Source organism: Paraburkholderia jirisanensis (genome assembly GCF_054782355.1).
The window spans coordinates 795,031-808,300 of the sequence record NZ_BAAGSQ010000026.1 but is presented as its reverse complement, the minus strand read 5'-3'; the positions used below and the strand labels follow the sequence as shown (position 1 = coordinate 808,300).

The window sequence follows — 13,270 nt, the reverse complement described above, 5'->3', positions numbered from 1 at the left end:
CCGGCGGCAGCTCCCTGAGACGCGTCTTACATTGGCGGCGCGACGCCCTTCCCTACGGCGACAAGCCTTGCCAGGTTGCCCGGTTGAGTCCAGACCACGACGGCCGACCCCACTGAAATCGTCGACCGGCTGGAAGGAACAAACCGGACCACAGGCGCGGCAGATGAAACCAGAATGTTGACGGGTTTATCGCCAACCAGATTCACCGTCAGCGTACGGCCCACTGCGCCGTCGTGGCCGGCAACGACCGTGCCGTTAGTCATGGTCGTGTTCGTAAGCGCGGGCGCGGCCGTCGATCCAGCTGAAACCACACCGTTGGTCATCGTCGTATCCGTTACACCCGAGCTCTGGATGCCGGACGTGTCCGGTAGTGGATCCCACGCGTAATAGCCGATGCGGCCGGCTTGCATCTTCTGCGGCACCAACGCGATTTCGACCGCAATCAGGTGATCCCGCGATCCTTTCACGGCTGAGCCGATGTAGTCATTCGCCTTGATCTCATCGAGGCTCGACGGCACGATATCGGCGTATGCCGTGCCCGCTCCGGTTCCGAGTCTGAACGTGCGGCCGTCCCGCTCGTCGAGCGTGATCCCGCTTTCATCGATTGCGGTGATCGTGCCGCGCAACCGTGCCGGCAGCGAACTGGCAAGCGCAGGTGTAGTAGCGAGCAACGCGGCAACGCTTGTGGCCGCAGCTAGCAAGCGAAACGAAAACATAGGGATGACCTCTCTATTGCATGGGGACGAGTTTCAGTGGGCTCCAATGCTGCCTGAATTCCTTCCACCTCGCCCGGACTCGCTCACGCGGAAATCAGGCACGCGCCAATTCGGCACACTTTTTGCAGGGAACAGCGCTCTGCACTATCAATACGGAAACAATCATGCAGCTAATAGAGGGCGGGGCGTCCCACGCAACCCATATCGAAGGCGTGTCAGAACGAATCTCGACCGGCGTGGCCGGGCTGGACTATGTGCTGAACGGCGGTCTGATCGGCAATCGGGTCTATCTGGTCGAGGGCGTACCCGGGGCGGGAAAAACTACGCTCGGCCTGCATTTTCTACTCGAAGGCCTGCGGCGCGGCGAGCCGGGGCTATACATCACGCTGTCGGAGACGGCAGCCGAACTGCGGGCGGTCGCAGCATCCCATAACTGGTCGCTGGATGGCCTCGCGATCCACGAGCTCATTAGCGAAGAAGGGCTCAACGAGGACGCCGGGCAGTCCATCCTGCATCCATCCGAAGTCGAACTCGGCGAAACCGTCGACGAGGTGCGGCGCAAGGTGCTGGATCTCAATCCACGCCGCGTCGTGTTCGACAGCCTGTCGGAGTTGCGATTGCTCGCGCAGGATGCGCTGAAGTATCGCCGGCAGGTTCTGGCGTTAAAGCAGTTCTTCTCGACCAGAGGCTGCACCGTATGGCTGCTGGACGACAAGACTTCGCAGTTAGGCGATCTGCAGCTGCATAGCATTACGCACGGCGTGATCGAGCTTGACCAGACGGTGCAGGAATATGGCACCGAACAACGCCGGTTGCGTGTCGTCAAAATGCGCGGCATCAAGTTTGTCGGGGGCAAACATGACTTCACGCTCGATACCGGTGGCATTACGGTGTTTCCGCGCCTGGTTGCGGCCGCACACCGCCGGGAATTCGTGAACGTTGCGCAGTCAACCGGAGTGCCGGAGCTCGATGCGCTACTCGGCGGCGGGCTCGTTCCTGGCACCAGCACGCTGCTGATCGGACCCTCGGGCGCCGGCAAGACCACCACCGCGGTGCGCTGCGTTCTGAGCGCGCTGGAGCGTGGCGAAAGCGTCAAATACCTGTTGTTCGACGAAACGCTGGGAACCCTGATGACGAGGTCGAGGCAGCTCGACATGGCGTTGGACAGCTACATCGAAAGTGGCCAACTGCTGCTGCAGCAGATCGACCCCGCGGAAATGTCCCCCGGGCAGTTTGCGACGCTCGTGCGCGAGGCAGTCGAACAGGCCGGTGCGTCAATGGTCGTGATCGATAGTCTGAACGCGTATATGCAGGCGATGCCGGGACATCGCTACCTGCTTCTGCAGATGCATGAGCTGCTGAGCTACCTGAACCAGCAGGGCATCACTACGCTGATGGTGCTAGGCCAGCACGGGTTGATCGGCAACGTGGCATCGGATATCGATCTCAGCTATCTGAGCGATGCGCTGTTGCTGTTCAGATTCTTTGAAAGCGCCGGCGAAGTGCTGTCGGCTCTGTCGGTCGTCAAGAGCCGCACGAGCGAGCATGAACGCACGATACGCGAGTTTCGCATTCAGCCCGGTGGCCTGCGTGTCGGGCGACCGTTGAAAGACTTTGAAGGCGTACTCGCCGGGTTGCCATCGTATCGCGGTGGTGAGGCCCTGCTCAGTGAACGGTCAGACGGCTGAGGAGCGGCGCTTTGGAAGAGCGGATATTGATTGTCGCGCCGCGTGGCCGGGATGCCGAGGTGGTAGCGCATGTGCTTTCCGGTAAGGCGATGGAATGCGTCGTGTGCGCTGATATCGGCCGTCTGGTGACATTGTTGAACGAAGGGGCTGCGTGCGCGTTGATCGCCGATGAAGCGCTGGATTCGCGCGCTCTGCACTTGCTCAGTGCGTGGCTGGGCGCACAGCCTCCCTGGTCTGATTTCCCCTTTGTGTTGCTGGTTGGCAATGGCAAGAAGGGCGTGCTGACCGCGGAAGGTCGCCGCCTCGAGGTGCTGGGAAACGTGATGCTGATCGAACGGCCCGTGAGCGGCGAGGCACTCGTCAGCGCAGCGCGCAGTGCACTCAGGGCGAGACGGCGACAATACCAGGCGCGCGAGATGATTGCGGAACGGGCCGCCACGAATGCGCAGCTGCTGAGTGCCGCACGTCAGAAGGACGAGTTTCTCGCGATGCTCGCACACGAGTTGCGCAATCCGCTCGCGCCGATTCGCAATGCTGCGGAAGCCATCCGCATCGCGGATGGCGTGCTGCCTCCGCGCGTGCGGTGGGCGCGTGAAATTATCGAACGCCAGAGCCGGCATCTGGCGAATCTGCTGGAGGATCTGCTGGACGTATCGCGTATCACGACCGGCAAGGTCAGCCTGAAACGCGACACGATCGAACTGGGATCGATCCTCACCGCTGCGATTGACGTGGCGAAACTCTCTATCGATGCGCGCCAGCATGAGCTCGTCGTGAAGCTGCCAGATCGCCCCGTTTACCTGAATGCCGACCCGACGCGGATGGCGCAGGTGTTCGGAAACCTGCTGGATAACGCGGCCAAATACACACCCGATGGCGGCCGGATCGAAATTCACGCCGCGCCCGATGCGCATCGCGTTGTCGTGTCCGTCGAGGATAACGGCACGGGTATTTCGGCCGACGAACTCCCTGAAGTCTTCGAGCTGTTTTCGCAATCCGACCGGGCCCTGGATCGCGCCCAGGGCGGTCTTGGGATTGGCCTTTCGGTAGTCCGATCTCTGGTCCATATGCATGGCGGTACCGTCGAGGCACGAAGCGGCGGACTCGGGATGGGTACGCGCATCTCGGTCACGCTGCCTGTGGTGCAGGCACCGGCACATGCGAACACTCTCCCGACGCGCACCGCGCGGTTGCAGCCGCACCGCTTGCACATCGTCGTGGTCGACGACAATGACGATGCGGCCAGTTCACTTGCGACCCTGCTGGAATTGAGCGGCCATCATGTACGCACCGCGCCTGACGGGCCGCGCGCGCTGGACGAATGTCGAACCCAGCAGCCTGATGTCGTATTGCTGGATATCGGACTGCCCGGGATGGACGGCTATGAGGTTGCGCGCCGGTTAAAAGAAATGCCGGCGATGGCGGACGCTATTCTGATCGCCATCACGGGATACGGCCAGCCGGACGACGTGGCGCGCTCGAGGAATGCGGGCTTCGATCATCATCTGGTCAAACCGATCGAGCCTGGAAATCTGATGGCGCTGTTCGGTGAGCCGGCGACGTCGCGGCGCAGTGGGACAGCATAGGAGCGATGACCCGAGTCGGCGCTTCATCTAACGCAGAAAAGCGCAGTTCGAGTCGTCGCCCCTCCACACCAGCGAGGTATCGCTAACTGGACTCCGTGCAAGGGTCGACAGTCTGCCCGATCGGGGCCGGATTTTCGCTGTTGACGGTTTGCCACGCAATCTGCTGCAACTGTGCCGCTATAGTCGCGGGAATTCCGAGTTGCGAGGCAGCAACCTCGCTTGACCCAAGCACGCGTACGTCAGTGCCGGTGATCTGCTCAAATAGCACCAGCCCGCTCAGATAAGCGCCAAAAACGCTCGGATGGCTAAAGTCCGGCGCGGTGATAGCGGGATCATTGACGGCGTTGATGCCGTACCAGAGCAGCGGCAACGTAGACGAAGCAAACGGGTCTGAGTTTGCGATTCCATCGGCCCAGGCCGTCTGCCACGCTTCGCCGGCAGGGGCTACTGCCTTGATAGCGCCATCGTGAGCGGCGGCGCTGTAATAGGCATTGTGATTGGCGTTGGCGAGCGTTTCGAGGTTGGATTCGTATCGATCGTGAAAGCCAGTCGTTCCCGGTGTGCCGCTTAACGATTGCGCCAGGTCTGCACGGGCCCACGGCTCGTAAAGGTAGACGCTTGCGGACGGTGCTGCGCCATGCACGCCTTTTTCAATCGTGGCGACGCTTGAGCAAAACCCCGCAGGATCGCTAACGGTGCTGCCCGTAAGGGACGACGGAAGCGGCTTCGTGCTCAGCTCCTGAAGAACGACCGCGTTCCATTTGGGCTGATCGATCACGTCTGATGCGGCGGCGAAATTTTTGGCAAGGCTGGTTTCCGAAATGGCTTCGATATGCACATCGAAAGCAAGGTGGCTTTCGACTGCGAGTTCGGCAAAGATGCCGGGGATACCTCCCCAAGGTCCCGATTCCAGCTCGGCCCGGCTGCCAGTCTGTCCAAAATTTTCGTCGACGACCAGCGCAGACCCGGATGTAGTCTGGATGCCTCCGGAATTGTATTGCCTTACGGGAGCGTATCTCCCGTGCGTAAAGCTGTCGCCGACAAACAGAATGTGTTGCAGCGACGCGGTCGGCATGGCTGCAGATGCCGGACCCGATGAACCAGCGCCGCCACCGCAACCTGCGATGACTGCCGCGAATGCGCACAATGACAACCGTGGTCGCAGCGATCGCGTGCCGATGCCTGCCGGAGATAGACGACTGCTTCTGGAAAGTATTGTCATCGAAGGGTTCTAATTTTGTAAGCGTATCGAAGCATTGATACCGGTTTAGTGTTCAGTTATCGATAGTAGTTTGCCTCAGCTCGCCGGTTGGCACATAGCCGGGAAGTTTCATAAATCGATGATCTTCATAAGTTCGTAGATTTAATCAGTTCAACCTGACATGGCGATCATTGCTGGGCCAGATGTCTGATGTGCGCAGGCGCCAGGCATGGCTATTGCGCCCACGCCTTCACGGCCTGGCGACGCAGGCTCCAGGGACGTCGACGAGATCGAGTGCCGGTATTGGCCTTGGGAGACGATATGAAATCGGTCAAGAAAATCGCCGTTTTGGGATTGGGAGTCGCCATTGGCACGGTCTTGCTGGCGTCGTGCGCGGCAATTTCAGGCGGCGTGTCGGGAAACGATCGGGTCCCCGAGCCGGTCAAGCCGGTCGATCTGGATAGGTACCTTGGCAAGTGGTACGAGTTCGCGCGCTATGAGAACCGCTTCGAACGAGGTTGCGAGGCGGTGACCGCCGAATATGGCAAACGGCCGGATGGCTTGATATCGGTGTTGAATACGTGCCAGCAGGGACGGGTGGGCGGCGAACAGCGAAGCTCAAAGGGACGCGCGAAGGTCACGCCCGGAAGCAACGATGCCAGGTTGCGCGTGTCTTTCTTTGGACCATTCTGGGGTGACTACTGGGTGCTTGATCATGCGGACGACTACAGCTGGTCGATCGTCGGCGAACCCTCCGGGAGGTACCTGTGGATCTTGACCCGAGAGCCCAAACCAGCCGGGCCGCTCGCTCAGATGCTGTTCGATCGCGCGCGCTCTTTGGGCTATGACACGACGATGCTGAGATTGACGCAGCATTAGAACACCCGCCGCGAGCGCGACTGCATTCGCACCTGCAACATGACGCGGAGGTAGATGGCGAGCAGTTCAGGAAGTCACGGCTCAGCCCGCCGCCATCGAGAATTTCTCGCGCTTGATCACCTGCCCATCCAGCTTGCCGTCGACTGCCTGTTCGATCACCGCATGTTCACGGTAACGGGAAACCGCCTCGTTGCTCTGGCCGCCAGCAGGCCGCCGATCGCCCCACCGAGGTGGCTCTGCCAGGATACGCCTGGCGTGATGGGCAGCGCGCCGACGAACAGACTCAGTCCATATGCGCCGAGGACAAACAAGGCAACGAGCACCGAAAGAACCTCGCGTGTGTACCAGCCTCGAGCAATCAGATAGGCGGCATAGCCAAATACCAAACCGCTCGCGCCAATGTGAACCGAGTATGGAGCACCCAGTAGCCATGCACAGATGCCGGCGCCAAGCATTGCGCCAATCGTGGCAACCCAGAAATTTGAAAGTCGCGGCCAGGTACACAACCACCCGAGAATCAGCAGACCGCCCGTGTTCGCCAGAATGTGCCGGAGATTTGCGTGCAACCAGGGCGCGAAAAGTATCCCCTGTAATCCGCTAAACGTACGAGGCACGACGCCATGGTCGGTTAGACGCAGCCATGGAAAAGCAGCCGACACAAAGAACACCGCCCACATGGAGCCAACGAACAATGCCAGCAAGGTGACGCGAGCCTTCAGCTGATTGCCGAGGAGGCGGATTCTGTTACTCATCAGGAGAGCCGGGAAAGGTTGGGCAACCCTGCGGATCATATAAGCAAAAGGCGCGCAGATCACTGCGCGCCTCGAATTTGTCCGCCTGACGACTCAGGCTGCTACGGCCATTTTACGAACCGAAATACACTGGCTTCATTCCGTCGTTCGCGTCCGGGCGGATCGATGCCTTCACCTTGTGGCCCAGATTCGCGACTGCGTGGTCGAACGAACGCAGTGGGTGGTGGGTGCCAGACGCCGACGTGCCATCTGCGACGCCGCCAACGGCATTAACCGCACCGCTTTCAGCGCTCACCCGCGCTTCGGCTGCCTGGATATCGCGGGGATATTGCGTGCGATCGCCAGCACCCGGCTGATAACCAGCCTTTTCGAGCTGGACCAGTTGCGCCTTCACTTCGGCGCGGGTAACAGGCTGGTTGGATTGAGCGAACGACGACACGGCAGGGATGGCAAGAACAGCGGCAACAACGAGCGATTGAACGAGCTTCATGATCACTACCTCCAGACTTTGTTTTTTCCGCAAACACCCGTTTGCGTTTCAGTGCATACAGTCTAGGGCCAGACCTCGCTCTCAATAAGCCCCACCAAAACAAATGAATGTTGTCTTTTCTCGCAACAACCGGACCGCGAACGTCGTGGATTTCCTCGCGCTTGAGGGCCCACTAGCGCGACTCAATCGGCAACGGTAACGCCGACCCGTTCGCTTACGGCTTCTGGCAAGAAAATCGCGGCGCGCTGCATCCGGTCGGGCGTGTTCACCGTATGTACAGTGAAGACGCAAGCTTCGCCTTCCAGGACAGGTCTGTGTCTCGTTCGCGCACCCAATCGGCGTGCGCGTGTCGCCCAACATGCGAAACGTACGATCGAGTCCTTTTGTATGAAAACCCCGCGAAAATTCAGTCTGTCTGAGCGCCGCGTGGCGCAAACGATTTACCACGTTGAGCTCAGCCGTGGTTCGTCAATCATTGCCAGCACCCTCTCGCGCGAAACTGGAGAAACAGCCTTGCGCGAAATCCTGTCGACATTCATGGGAGCGCATGGTCCGGGAGATATCAAATTGTTTACCGAGTTGCTTCAGGAAAGGCTCAACCAAAGAGGAAGGCCGGACCTGGCAAGCGAGCTCTTTCAGCCGCGTGAGCTCACCACCGCCGATCTGCCCCAAAAATCTGAGGCCAGATTGGTCCAGCATAAAGCCGCATCCACGCGGAGCGCGTCATGAAGCACCACTCAGAACCGATGCCGTAACGAAGCCTTCACAGCCACCTGTGTCGCGGTCGAGGACTGCCCGAGCGTGCTGATCGCGGCCACCGCCCGGTGCCCGGTCGAATCGACGCCGCACGCGTGCTGCCAGATTCCAACCAGATTCAGATCGGTGCGTTTCGACAACGCATAGTTCGGTCCGAAGTCCACCTGCACATAGTGTGCGTCTCGCACCTTCGTGTAGTCGGCCGATGCGCCGATCATGAAAGCCGGCGTGACGAAGTACCGACCATTCACCTCGTAGCTGTTGAACACCGCCGTACCCGTATTCGGCGTCGATGCCGTGCGCAAGATATCCTGGAAGCGCGTGTTCGTATAAACGAACGCAACGCTACCCTGCCCTACCTTGTACGACACCGCGGCGCCAAAAATTTGCCACACGTTCGCCGACGCATACCCGCTATATTCCGGGCTGCGCGCTGGCGTCGTGTATCCCGCCTGCCCCGGCGAAAGCGCGCTGTCGAGCGTGGACACCGACGGGTTGTTGACGTTGTCGTAAGCGAGCGCAGCGGTCAGCGGCCCATTCACATACGAAAGCCCGAACGTATAGATCCGGCTCGACGCAAAGTTGCCGGCCACGCCGCCCGGCGCAAAGATGCCGCTCGCCTGCAATCCGTAAAAGCGCGGCGTCTCATACCTGATCGCGTTATTGACGCGGAACGTCGAGTTCAGATTGTCGAAGTCGCCCGGATGCGTGCCGACCCATGCCCACATCGAAGTCGCGGCGATCGCGCCAATCAGCTCGGTCATCGGATCGTACTGGCGACCGAGCGTCAGTGTGCCGAAGCGCTTGCTGGCAACGCCGACGAACGCCTGCCGGCCGAACTCGCGGCCGCCTTGCAGCAGTTTTCCATTCGATGTATCGAAGCCGTTTTCGAGTGTGAAAACTGCCTGCAGGCCATTGCCGAGATCCTCGGCGCCGCGCAGCCCCCAGCGGCTGCCGCTCGTCTGGCCGGTGATCGACTCGATGTTCGCGTGACCGGACTGATTGTTCACGTAGACGAGGCCCGCGTCGACGAAGCCATACAGCGTGACGGAACTTTGCGCGTGCGCGATCCCCGCGAGCGTCATCAGGCTCGCAGCTGCTATCAAGTGCTTTTTCATGGTCTCTTTTGACAAGACGAATCCCTGCCTTCCCGTCTCTCGCAACGGGAAAGCAACCGGTATCGCCAGAATGATTGTTAGTAGTAGCTAGACAGGTGGAGCGTGGTACTGCAAATCAACGCTGCCGGCCGCCGCGTTGCCCTATTGCGTGGAATGCGCGTGCGCCGCGCGTGCGTTGCGTGTGCCGTAGATGCGGCCCATCGCCAGCACACCGGCTCCCGCCACCAGCACCGGCAACGCCGAGAAGCGGAAGATCTCGGCAGGCGTCCAATGCGCGGAATACAGCATGCCGGCAATCAGCGGGCCCGCGATGCCGCCGAGCCGCCCGATGCCGAGTGCCCAGCCCACGCCGGTCGAACGCAGGTTCAGCGGGTAATACACAGCAGCCAATGCAATCACGCTCTTCTGCCCGCCGCTGATGCAAAAGCCCGCACAGAACACGGTGACCATCAGCCACGCCACGCTGCCCGCAAACGCACCGCCGACCAGCCACATAAACACGGCGCCCGCGATGTACATCGCAGTGAGTGTCACGTACGGGCCCACACGGTCCATCGCAAGACCTAGCGGCACCGCGGAAAGCACGCCGGCAATCGTCGGCAGCGCGGTGATCCAGACCACCGTGGATGGCGCGTATTGCAGCCCGGTCAGCATGGTCGGCAACCAGCTCTGGATGAAATAGAACTCGGCAAGGTTCAGAAAGAAAATCAGCCACAGCAGCAGCGTGCCGAGCGACGTGTGCCCTTTGACCAGCGCCGCCACGCTGGCGCGCGATTGCTGCTGGTCTTCGAGTACGAACACACTGCCGGGTGGCGCGGAAAAGCGCGGGAACAGTTGCATGAATACCGCGCGCATCCGTTCGCTGCCATCCGCGCGCCGCTGCAAAAACGCCAGCGATTCGGGTAGCAGCCATGCCAGCGCAGCCATCAGCGCAAGCGGTGCGACCGCGCCTACTACCATCAGCGATTTCCAGCCGTACACCGGCATCAGCGAGCCGGCCGCTAGCCCCGCGACCACAAAGCCAAGCGAAAAGCCGCAATAGACGAGCAGCACAAACGTAGAGCGCAACCGCTTCGGCGCGAATTCGCAGGTCAGCGCGACTGCGCTCGGCGCAGCAGCGCCCAGCCCGATGCCGGTCAGAAAGCGCAGGCCGATCAGTTCGGTGACATTGGTCGCACACACGGTGAGCATCGTGAACACGGCGAACAGCAGCGTGCTTGCGAGCATCATCCGCTTGTGGCCGAAGCGCGCGGACAGCGGCGCGATTGCCAGATAGCCGATCATCAGGCCGACCAGCGCCGCGGAAAAAATCGAGCCGAGGATCTCGCGCGGCAGATGCCAGTCGCGCGACAACGCGGGAACGATATAGCTGATGGCCTGCGTGTCGAATCCGTCGAGGAACATCAGCAACGCGCACAGCAGCACGACGAGCCACTGTCCTTTGCCGACCCTCTGGCGTTCGATGACGTCGGCGACGTCGATGGGAGGTGCTGCCACGATGTTTGTCTCCTTTGTAATTTGCGTATTGTCGGGAATGAAACGGTGTGCCGGGCGCTAGACGCTGATATCGGTGTGTACGAACGCGTCGCTGAAGAAGTCCGCTTCGGGCAAACCGGCTTGTGTGAAACTGTCGCGGGCCGCGCTCGTCATCGCCGGATTGCCGCATGCGTAGACTTCATGGCCGGCAAGCGCGGGAAAATCTTCCAGCACCGCTTCGTGCACGAGGCCGCGCCGGCCGCTCCACGTTGCATCGGCTTCGGATAGCACCGGCACGAAACGCAGCTTGCCGCTGTCATGCCACTTCTGCGCGAGCCCGGCCAGATACAGATCCGCGGTACGGCGCGCCCCCCAATACAGGTAAAGCGGCCGCGCCAGCTTGCGTTTGATGGCGTCTTCGACAATCGACTTCAACGGTGCAAAGCCTGTGCCGGTGGCCAGCAGAATCGCCGGTTTGACGGAGTCCGCGCGCAGCGTGAATTCGCCGAACGGCAATTCGATGCGCAGCTTGTGGCCCTTGTCGATGCCGCGCAGCACGCCCTCTGAAAATTTGCCGCCGGGCACGTGGCGCACGTGCAATTGCACGTTGTCGCTTTCATGCGGCGGATTGGCCATCGAATAGTTACGACGCGTGCCGTCTTCGAGTTCGATCTGTAGATATTGGCCGGCGCTGAATCTCGCACGCACTCCCGTCGGCAAGCGCAGTTGCAGCACGCTGACGTCGGCCGCCGGCTGCGTGACGCGGTATACGGACGCGTCGAGCGTCTTGCGCTGCACGGGTTCGCGCTTTTCGATCTTGCGCGGCTCGATCGTCATATCCGATGACGGACGCAGGCAACACAGCAACACGCGCTCTGCGGGGCCTGCGACGTCGCCTTGCACCGGCGAACGGCCCGCACCCGTCAGCACGCCGCCCTCGCAGGTTGCGCACACGCCTTTGCGGCACGAATACGGCACTGCGTAACCCGCGCGTTCGGCGGCGTCGAGCAGCGTCTCGCCGGCCGCGCACGGAAATGCGATATCGCTTTGCGCGATGGAAATCCGATAATCCAACATATGACCTCGATGTTCTGTCTGTGCGTGCTCAGTGGTGCTCGCCTGCGGCCGGCACGGGTACGGTGCCGGTCGACACGAGCCGCACTGCGCCGAGCAATGGCGCAGGGTCGGCCCGCAACTGGCCGGCTATGTCGAAGCCGCTGCCATGGCCCACACTCGAAAAAATCACGCCGGCACCGATCGACAGTGCCGCCGAATGACGACCCGCGCGCAGCTTCACCGGAATGTGCCCCTGGTCGTGATACATCGCGACGTGCACGTCGACGTCCTGATTGGTCAGCAGCAGATCCGCGCCTTGCGGCCCAAGCACCGCCATACCGTCGTCACGCAACGCGCGCGCGGCGGGCTCGGTGACCTCGATGTCCTCGCGGCCGAATAGTCCACCCTCGCCCGCATGCGGGTTGATGCCCATCAGCCCGACCACCGGCTGCGCGATGCCCATTCGTTGCAGCGCCGCTACTGCGGCACGCGCCGCGCGTTCGATCAGCGGGCGATCGAGTCGTGCAAGCGCGCCGGCGATACCTTCGTGCAGCGTCGCATGCACGATGCGCAGCCCCCCGCCAACCAGCAGCAGGAATACTTCGTCTTCGGCCATGCCCATTTGCTGCGCGACGAAGCCCGGATAGCCGGCAAAGCGCACGCCCGATGCATTGATCGCCGTCTCCGAATGCGGGCAGGCGATGACCGCATCCGCGTATCCGGCCCGCGCGGCCTGCAACGCGGCGGCCACGTAAGCGAGCGTCGCGGTGCCAGCCGCTGCGGCGATCTGGCCTGGCGCGAACGAGGCCTTGCTGAGCGAGACGACGTCCACCACGTCGAGCAGATTTGCATCGACTTCAGGCAACGCGCCGGCTCGCACTTCGCGCACCGCAAGATCAGGCGCACAACGCTGCGCATACCAGCGAACCACATGGCTGTCGCCGAACAGCACCAGGCGCGGCTGCACACCCGGCGTACGCGAGTTCGCAATAGCGGCCTTCACCGCAAGCTCAGGGCCGATACCGTTCGGATCGCCGATCGCAAGCGCGATCGTCATTGCAGTTGCAGCCGTCATAGCGGCAGCGCCAGCAGCGTGTCGATGCGCGAGCTGTCGCATACGACGATGCGCTCACGCAACTTCACTTCATGCGCCTCGTGCGTATTGCGCACGTACACGTCGCAATAGCGCCCCGTCGCAAACAGATCGGTGCTGCCGTCGCGCATGATGCGCGCGACCATGAACGAGGTTTCGCTGCGGGCCTCGTTGCCGTCGTCGCTGAGCACAAACGGCTGCCCAAGCACATGCCGGTAGCTATGCCGTTCGTAGATGTTCGCGTCGCGCAACGACGCGACGCGATCGATCAACATGCCGCGCGAGGCCGCATAGATCATCGCGCCAGCGAGGCCGCGCCGATAGTTGTCCGCCGTGGTGACCTTGTACACGCAAGCCGGCGTGAAAAAGTCAGGCCACTCTGCGAGATCGCCGTCGTCGATGCAGCGCACGTATTGCGCCTGCGCACGGGCGATCAGTTGCTGAACGTCTTGCGTCATG

At 61.5% G+C, this 13,270-nt stretch carries 13 protein-coding genes; 4 read left to right on the top strand and 9 right to left on the bottom strand.

The genetic code is table 11. The features are described from left to right. Positions 1-26: 26 nt before the first annotated feature. Complete coding sequence (locus ACYVNQ_RS19960; protein ID WP_460904290.1) at positions 27-626, bottom strand: hypothetical protein; 600 nt, start codon at positions 624-626, stop codon at positions 27-29. 254 nt (positions 627-880) lie between these two features. Between ACYVNQ_RS19960 and ACYVNQ_RS19955 the strand changes: the two genes are divergently transcribed. Both ACYVNQ_RS19955 and ACYVNQ_RS19950 read left to right on the top strand, forming a co-directional pair. After that, entirely contained in the window at positions 881-2,404 is a 1,524-nt protein-coding gene (locus ACYVNQ_RS19955; RefSeq protein ID WP_460904967.1) for an ATPase domain-containing protein, read from the top strand. Between the two features lie 11 nt (positions 2,405-2,415). Beyond that, the gene (locus ACYVNQ_RS19950) at positions 2,416-3,990 is read left to right on the top strand and encodes a hybrid sensor histidine kinase/response regulator (protein ID WP_460904289.1); all 1,575 of its coding nucleotides are present in this window, start codon (positions 2,416-2,418) and stop codon (positions 3,988-3,990) included. A gap of 82 nt (positions 3,991-4,072) precedes the next feature. Here the strand turns inward: ACYVNQ_RS19950 and ACYVNQ_RS19945 are convergent, their stop codons facing one another. Continuing rightward, on the bottom strand, positions 4,073-5,065 hold the full coding sequence (locus ACYVNQ_RS19945; protein ID WP_460904288.1) for a hypothetical protein: 993 nt from the start codon (positions 5,063-5,065) through the stop codon (positions 4,073-4,075). A 447-nt stretch (positions 5,066-5,512) separates the two neighbouring features. On the opposite strand from ACYVNQ_RS19945, the gene ACYVNQ_RS19940 reads away from it, so the two are divergent. Then, positions 5,513-6,070: a lipocalin family protein gene (locus ACYVNQ_RS19940; RefSeq protein WP_460904287.1), complete on the top strand. Its 558-nt coding sequence runs from the start codon at positions 5,513-5,515 to the stop codon at positions 6,068-6,070. A 155-nt stretch (positions 6,071-6,225) separates the two neighbouring features. Here ACYVNQ_RS19940 and ACYVNQ_RS19935 read toward each other — a convergent pair whose 3' ends face one another. Continuing rightward, positions 6,226-6,822 (bottom strand): rhomboid family intramembrane serine protease, encoded by a 597-nt coding sequence (locus tag ACYVNQ_RS19935; RefSeq protein WP_460904286.1) that lies wholly within the window; start codon positions 6,820-6,822, stop codon positions 6,226-6,228. Between the two features lie 112 nt (positions 6,823-6,934). Continuing rightward, positions 6,935-7,312: a DUF4148 domain-containing protein gene (locus tag ACYVNQ_RS19930; protein ID WP_460904285.1), complete on the bottom strand. Its 378-nt coding sequence runs from the start codon at positions 7,310-7,312 to the stop codon at positions 6,935-6,937. Positions 7,313-7,699: 387 nt separating this feature from the next. Here ACYVNQ_RS19930 and ACYVNQ_RS19925 point away from each other — a divergent pair, with 387 nt between their 5' ends. After that, complete coding sequence (locus ACYVNQ_RS19925; protein ID WP_460904284.1) at positions 7,700-8,041, top strand: hypothetical protein; 342 nt, start codon at positions 7,700-7,702, stop codon at positions 8,039-8,041. A gap of 8 nt (positions 8,042-8,049) precedes the next feature. Here the strand turns inward: ACYVNQ_RS19925 and ACYVNQ_RS19920 are convergent, their stop codons facing one another. From ACYVNQ_RS19920 to ACYVNQ_RS19900, 5 genes are all read right to left on the bottom strand, one after another. Beyond that, positions 8,050-9,186, bottom strand: a complete 1,137-nt coding sequence (locus ACYVNQ_RS19920) for a porin (RefSeq protein ID WP_460904283.1) — start codon at positions 9,184-9,186, stop codon at positions 8,050-8,052. Between the two features lie 141 nt (positions 9,187-9,327). Beyond that, positions 9,328-10,683, bottom strand: a complete 1,356-nt coding sequence (locus tag ACYVNQ_RS19915; RefSeq protein WP_460904282.1) for an MFS transporter — start codon at positions 10,681-10,683, stop codon at positions 9,328-9,330. 57 nt (positions 10,684-10,740) lie between these two features. After that, positions 10,741-11,739 (bottom strand): 2Fe-2S iron-sulfur cluster-binding protein, encoded by a 999-nt coding sequence (locus ACYVNQ_RS19910; protein ID WP_460904281.1) that lies wholly within the window; start codon positions 11,737-11,739, stop codon positions 10,741-10,743. Positions 11,740-11,767: 28 nt separating this feature from the next. Beyond that, a complete protein-coding gene (locus ACYVNQ_RS19905; RefSeq protein WP_460904280.1) occupies positions 11,768-12,793 on the bottom strand; it encodes a PdxA family dehydrogenase in 1,026 nt (341 codons plus the stop codon). Further along, positions 12,790-13,269 (bottom strand): aromatic-ring-hydroxylating dioxygenase subunit beta, encoded by a 480-nt coding sequence (locus tag ACYVNQ_RS19900; protein WP_460904279.1) that lies wholly within the window; start codon positions 13,267-13,269, stop codon positions 12,790-12,792. Before ACYVNQ_RS19900 ends, ACYVNQ_RS19905 begins: the two co-directional genes overlap by 4 nt. Position 13,270: the final 1 nt, after the last annotated feature.

Excerpts from the sequence above, each read along its gene's own strand:
- ACYVNQ_RS19955 (WP_460904967.1), top strand. The coding sequence starts at position 881 with ATGCAGCTAATAGAGGGCGGGGCGTCCCACGCAACCCATATCGAAGGC.
- ACYVNQ_RS19945 (WP_460904288.1), bottom strand. The coding sequence starts at position 5,065 with ATGCCGACCGCGTCGCTGCAACACATTCTGTTTGTCGGCGACAGCTTT.
- ACYVNQ_RS19940 (WP_460904287.1), top strand. The coding sequence starts at position 5,513 with ATGAAATCGGTCAAGAAAATCGCCGTTTTGGGATTGGGAGTCGCCATT.
- ACYVNQ_RS19935 (WP_460904286.1), bottom strand. The coding sequence starts at position 6,822 with ATGAGTAACAGAATCCGCCTCCTCGGCAATCAGCTGAAGGCTCGCGTC.
- ACYVNQ_RS19930 (WP_460904285.1), bottom strand. The coding sequence starts at position 7,312 with ATGAAGCTCGTTCAATCGCTCGTTGTTGCCGCTGTTCTTGCCATCCCT.
- ACYVNQ_RS19925 (WP_460904284.1), top strand. The coding sequence starts at position 7,700 with ATGAAAACCCCGCGAAAATTCAGTCTGTCTGAGCGCCGCGTGGCGCAA.
- ACYVNQ_RS19920 (WP_460904283.1), bottom strand. The coding sequence starts at position 9,186 with ATGAAAAAGCACTTGATAGCAGCTGCGAGCCTGATGACGCTCGCGGGG.
- ACYVNQ_RS19910 (WP_460904281.1), bottom strand. The coding sequence starts at position 11,739 with ATGTTGGATTATCGGATTTCCATCGCGCAAAGCGATATCGCATTTCCG.
- ACYVNQ_RS19905 (WP_460904280.1), bottom strand. The coding sequence starts at position 12,793 with ATGACGGCTGCAACTGCAATGACGATCGCGCTTGCGATCGGCGATCCG.
- ACYVNQ_RS19900 (WP_460904279.1), bottom strand. The coding sequence starts at position 13,269 with ATGACGCAAGACGTTCAGCAACTGATCGCCCGTGCGCAGGCGCAATAC.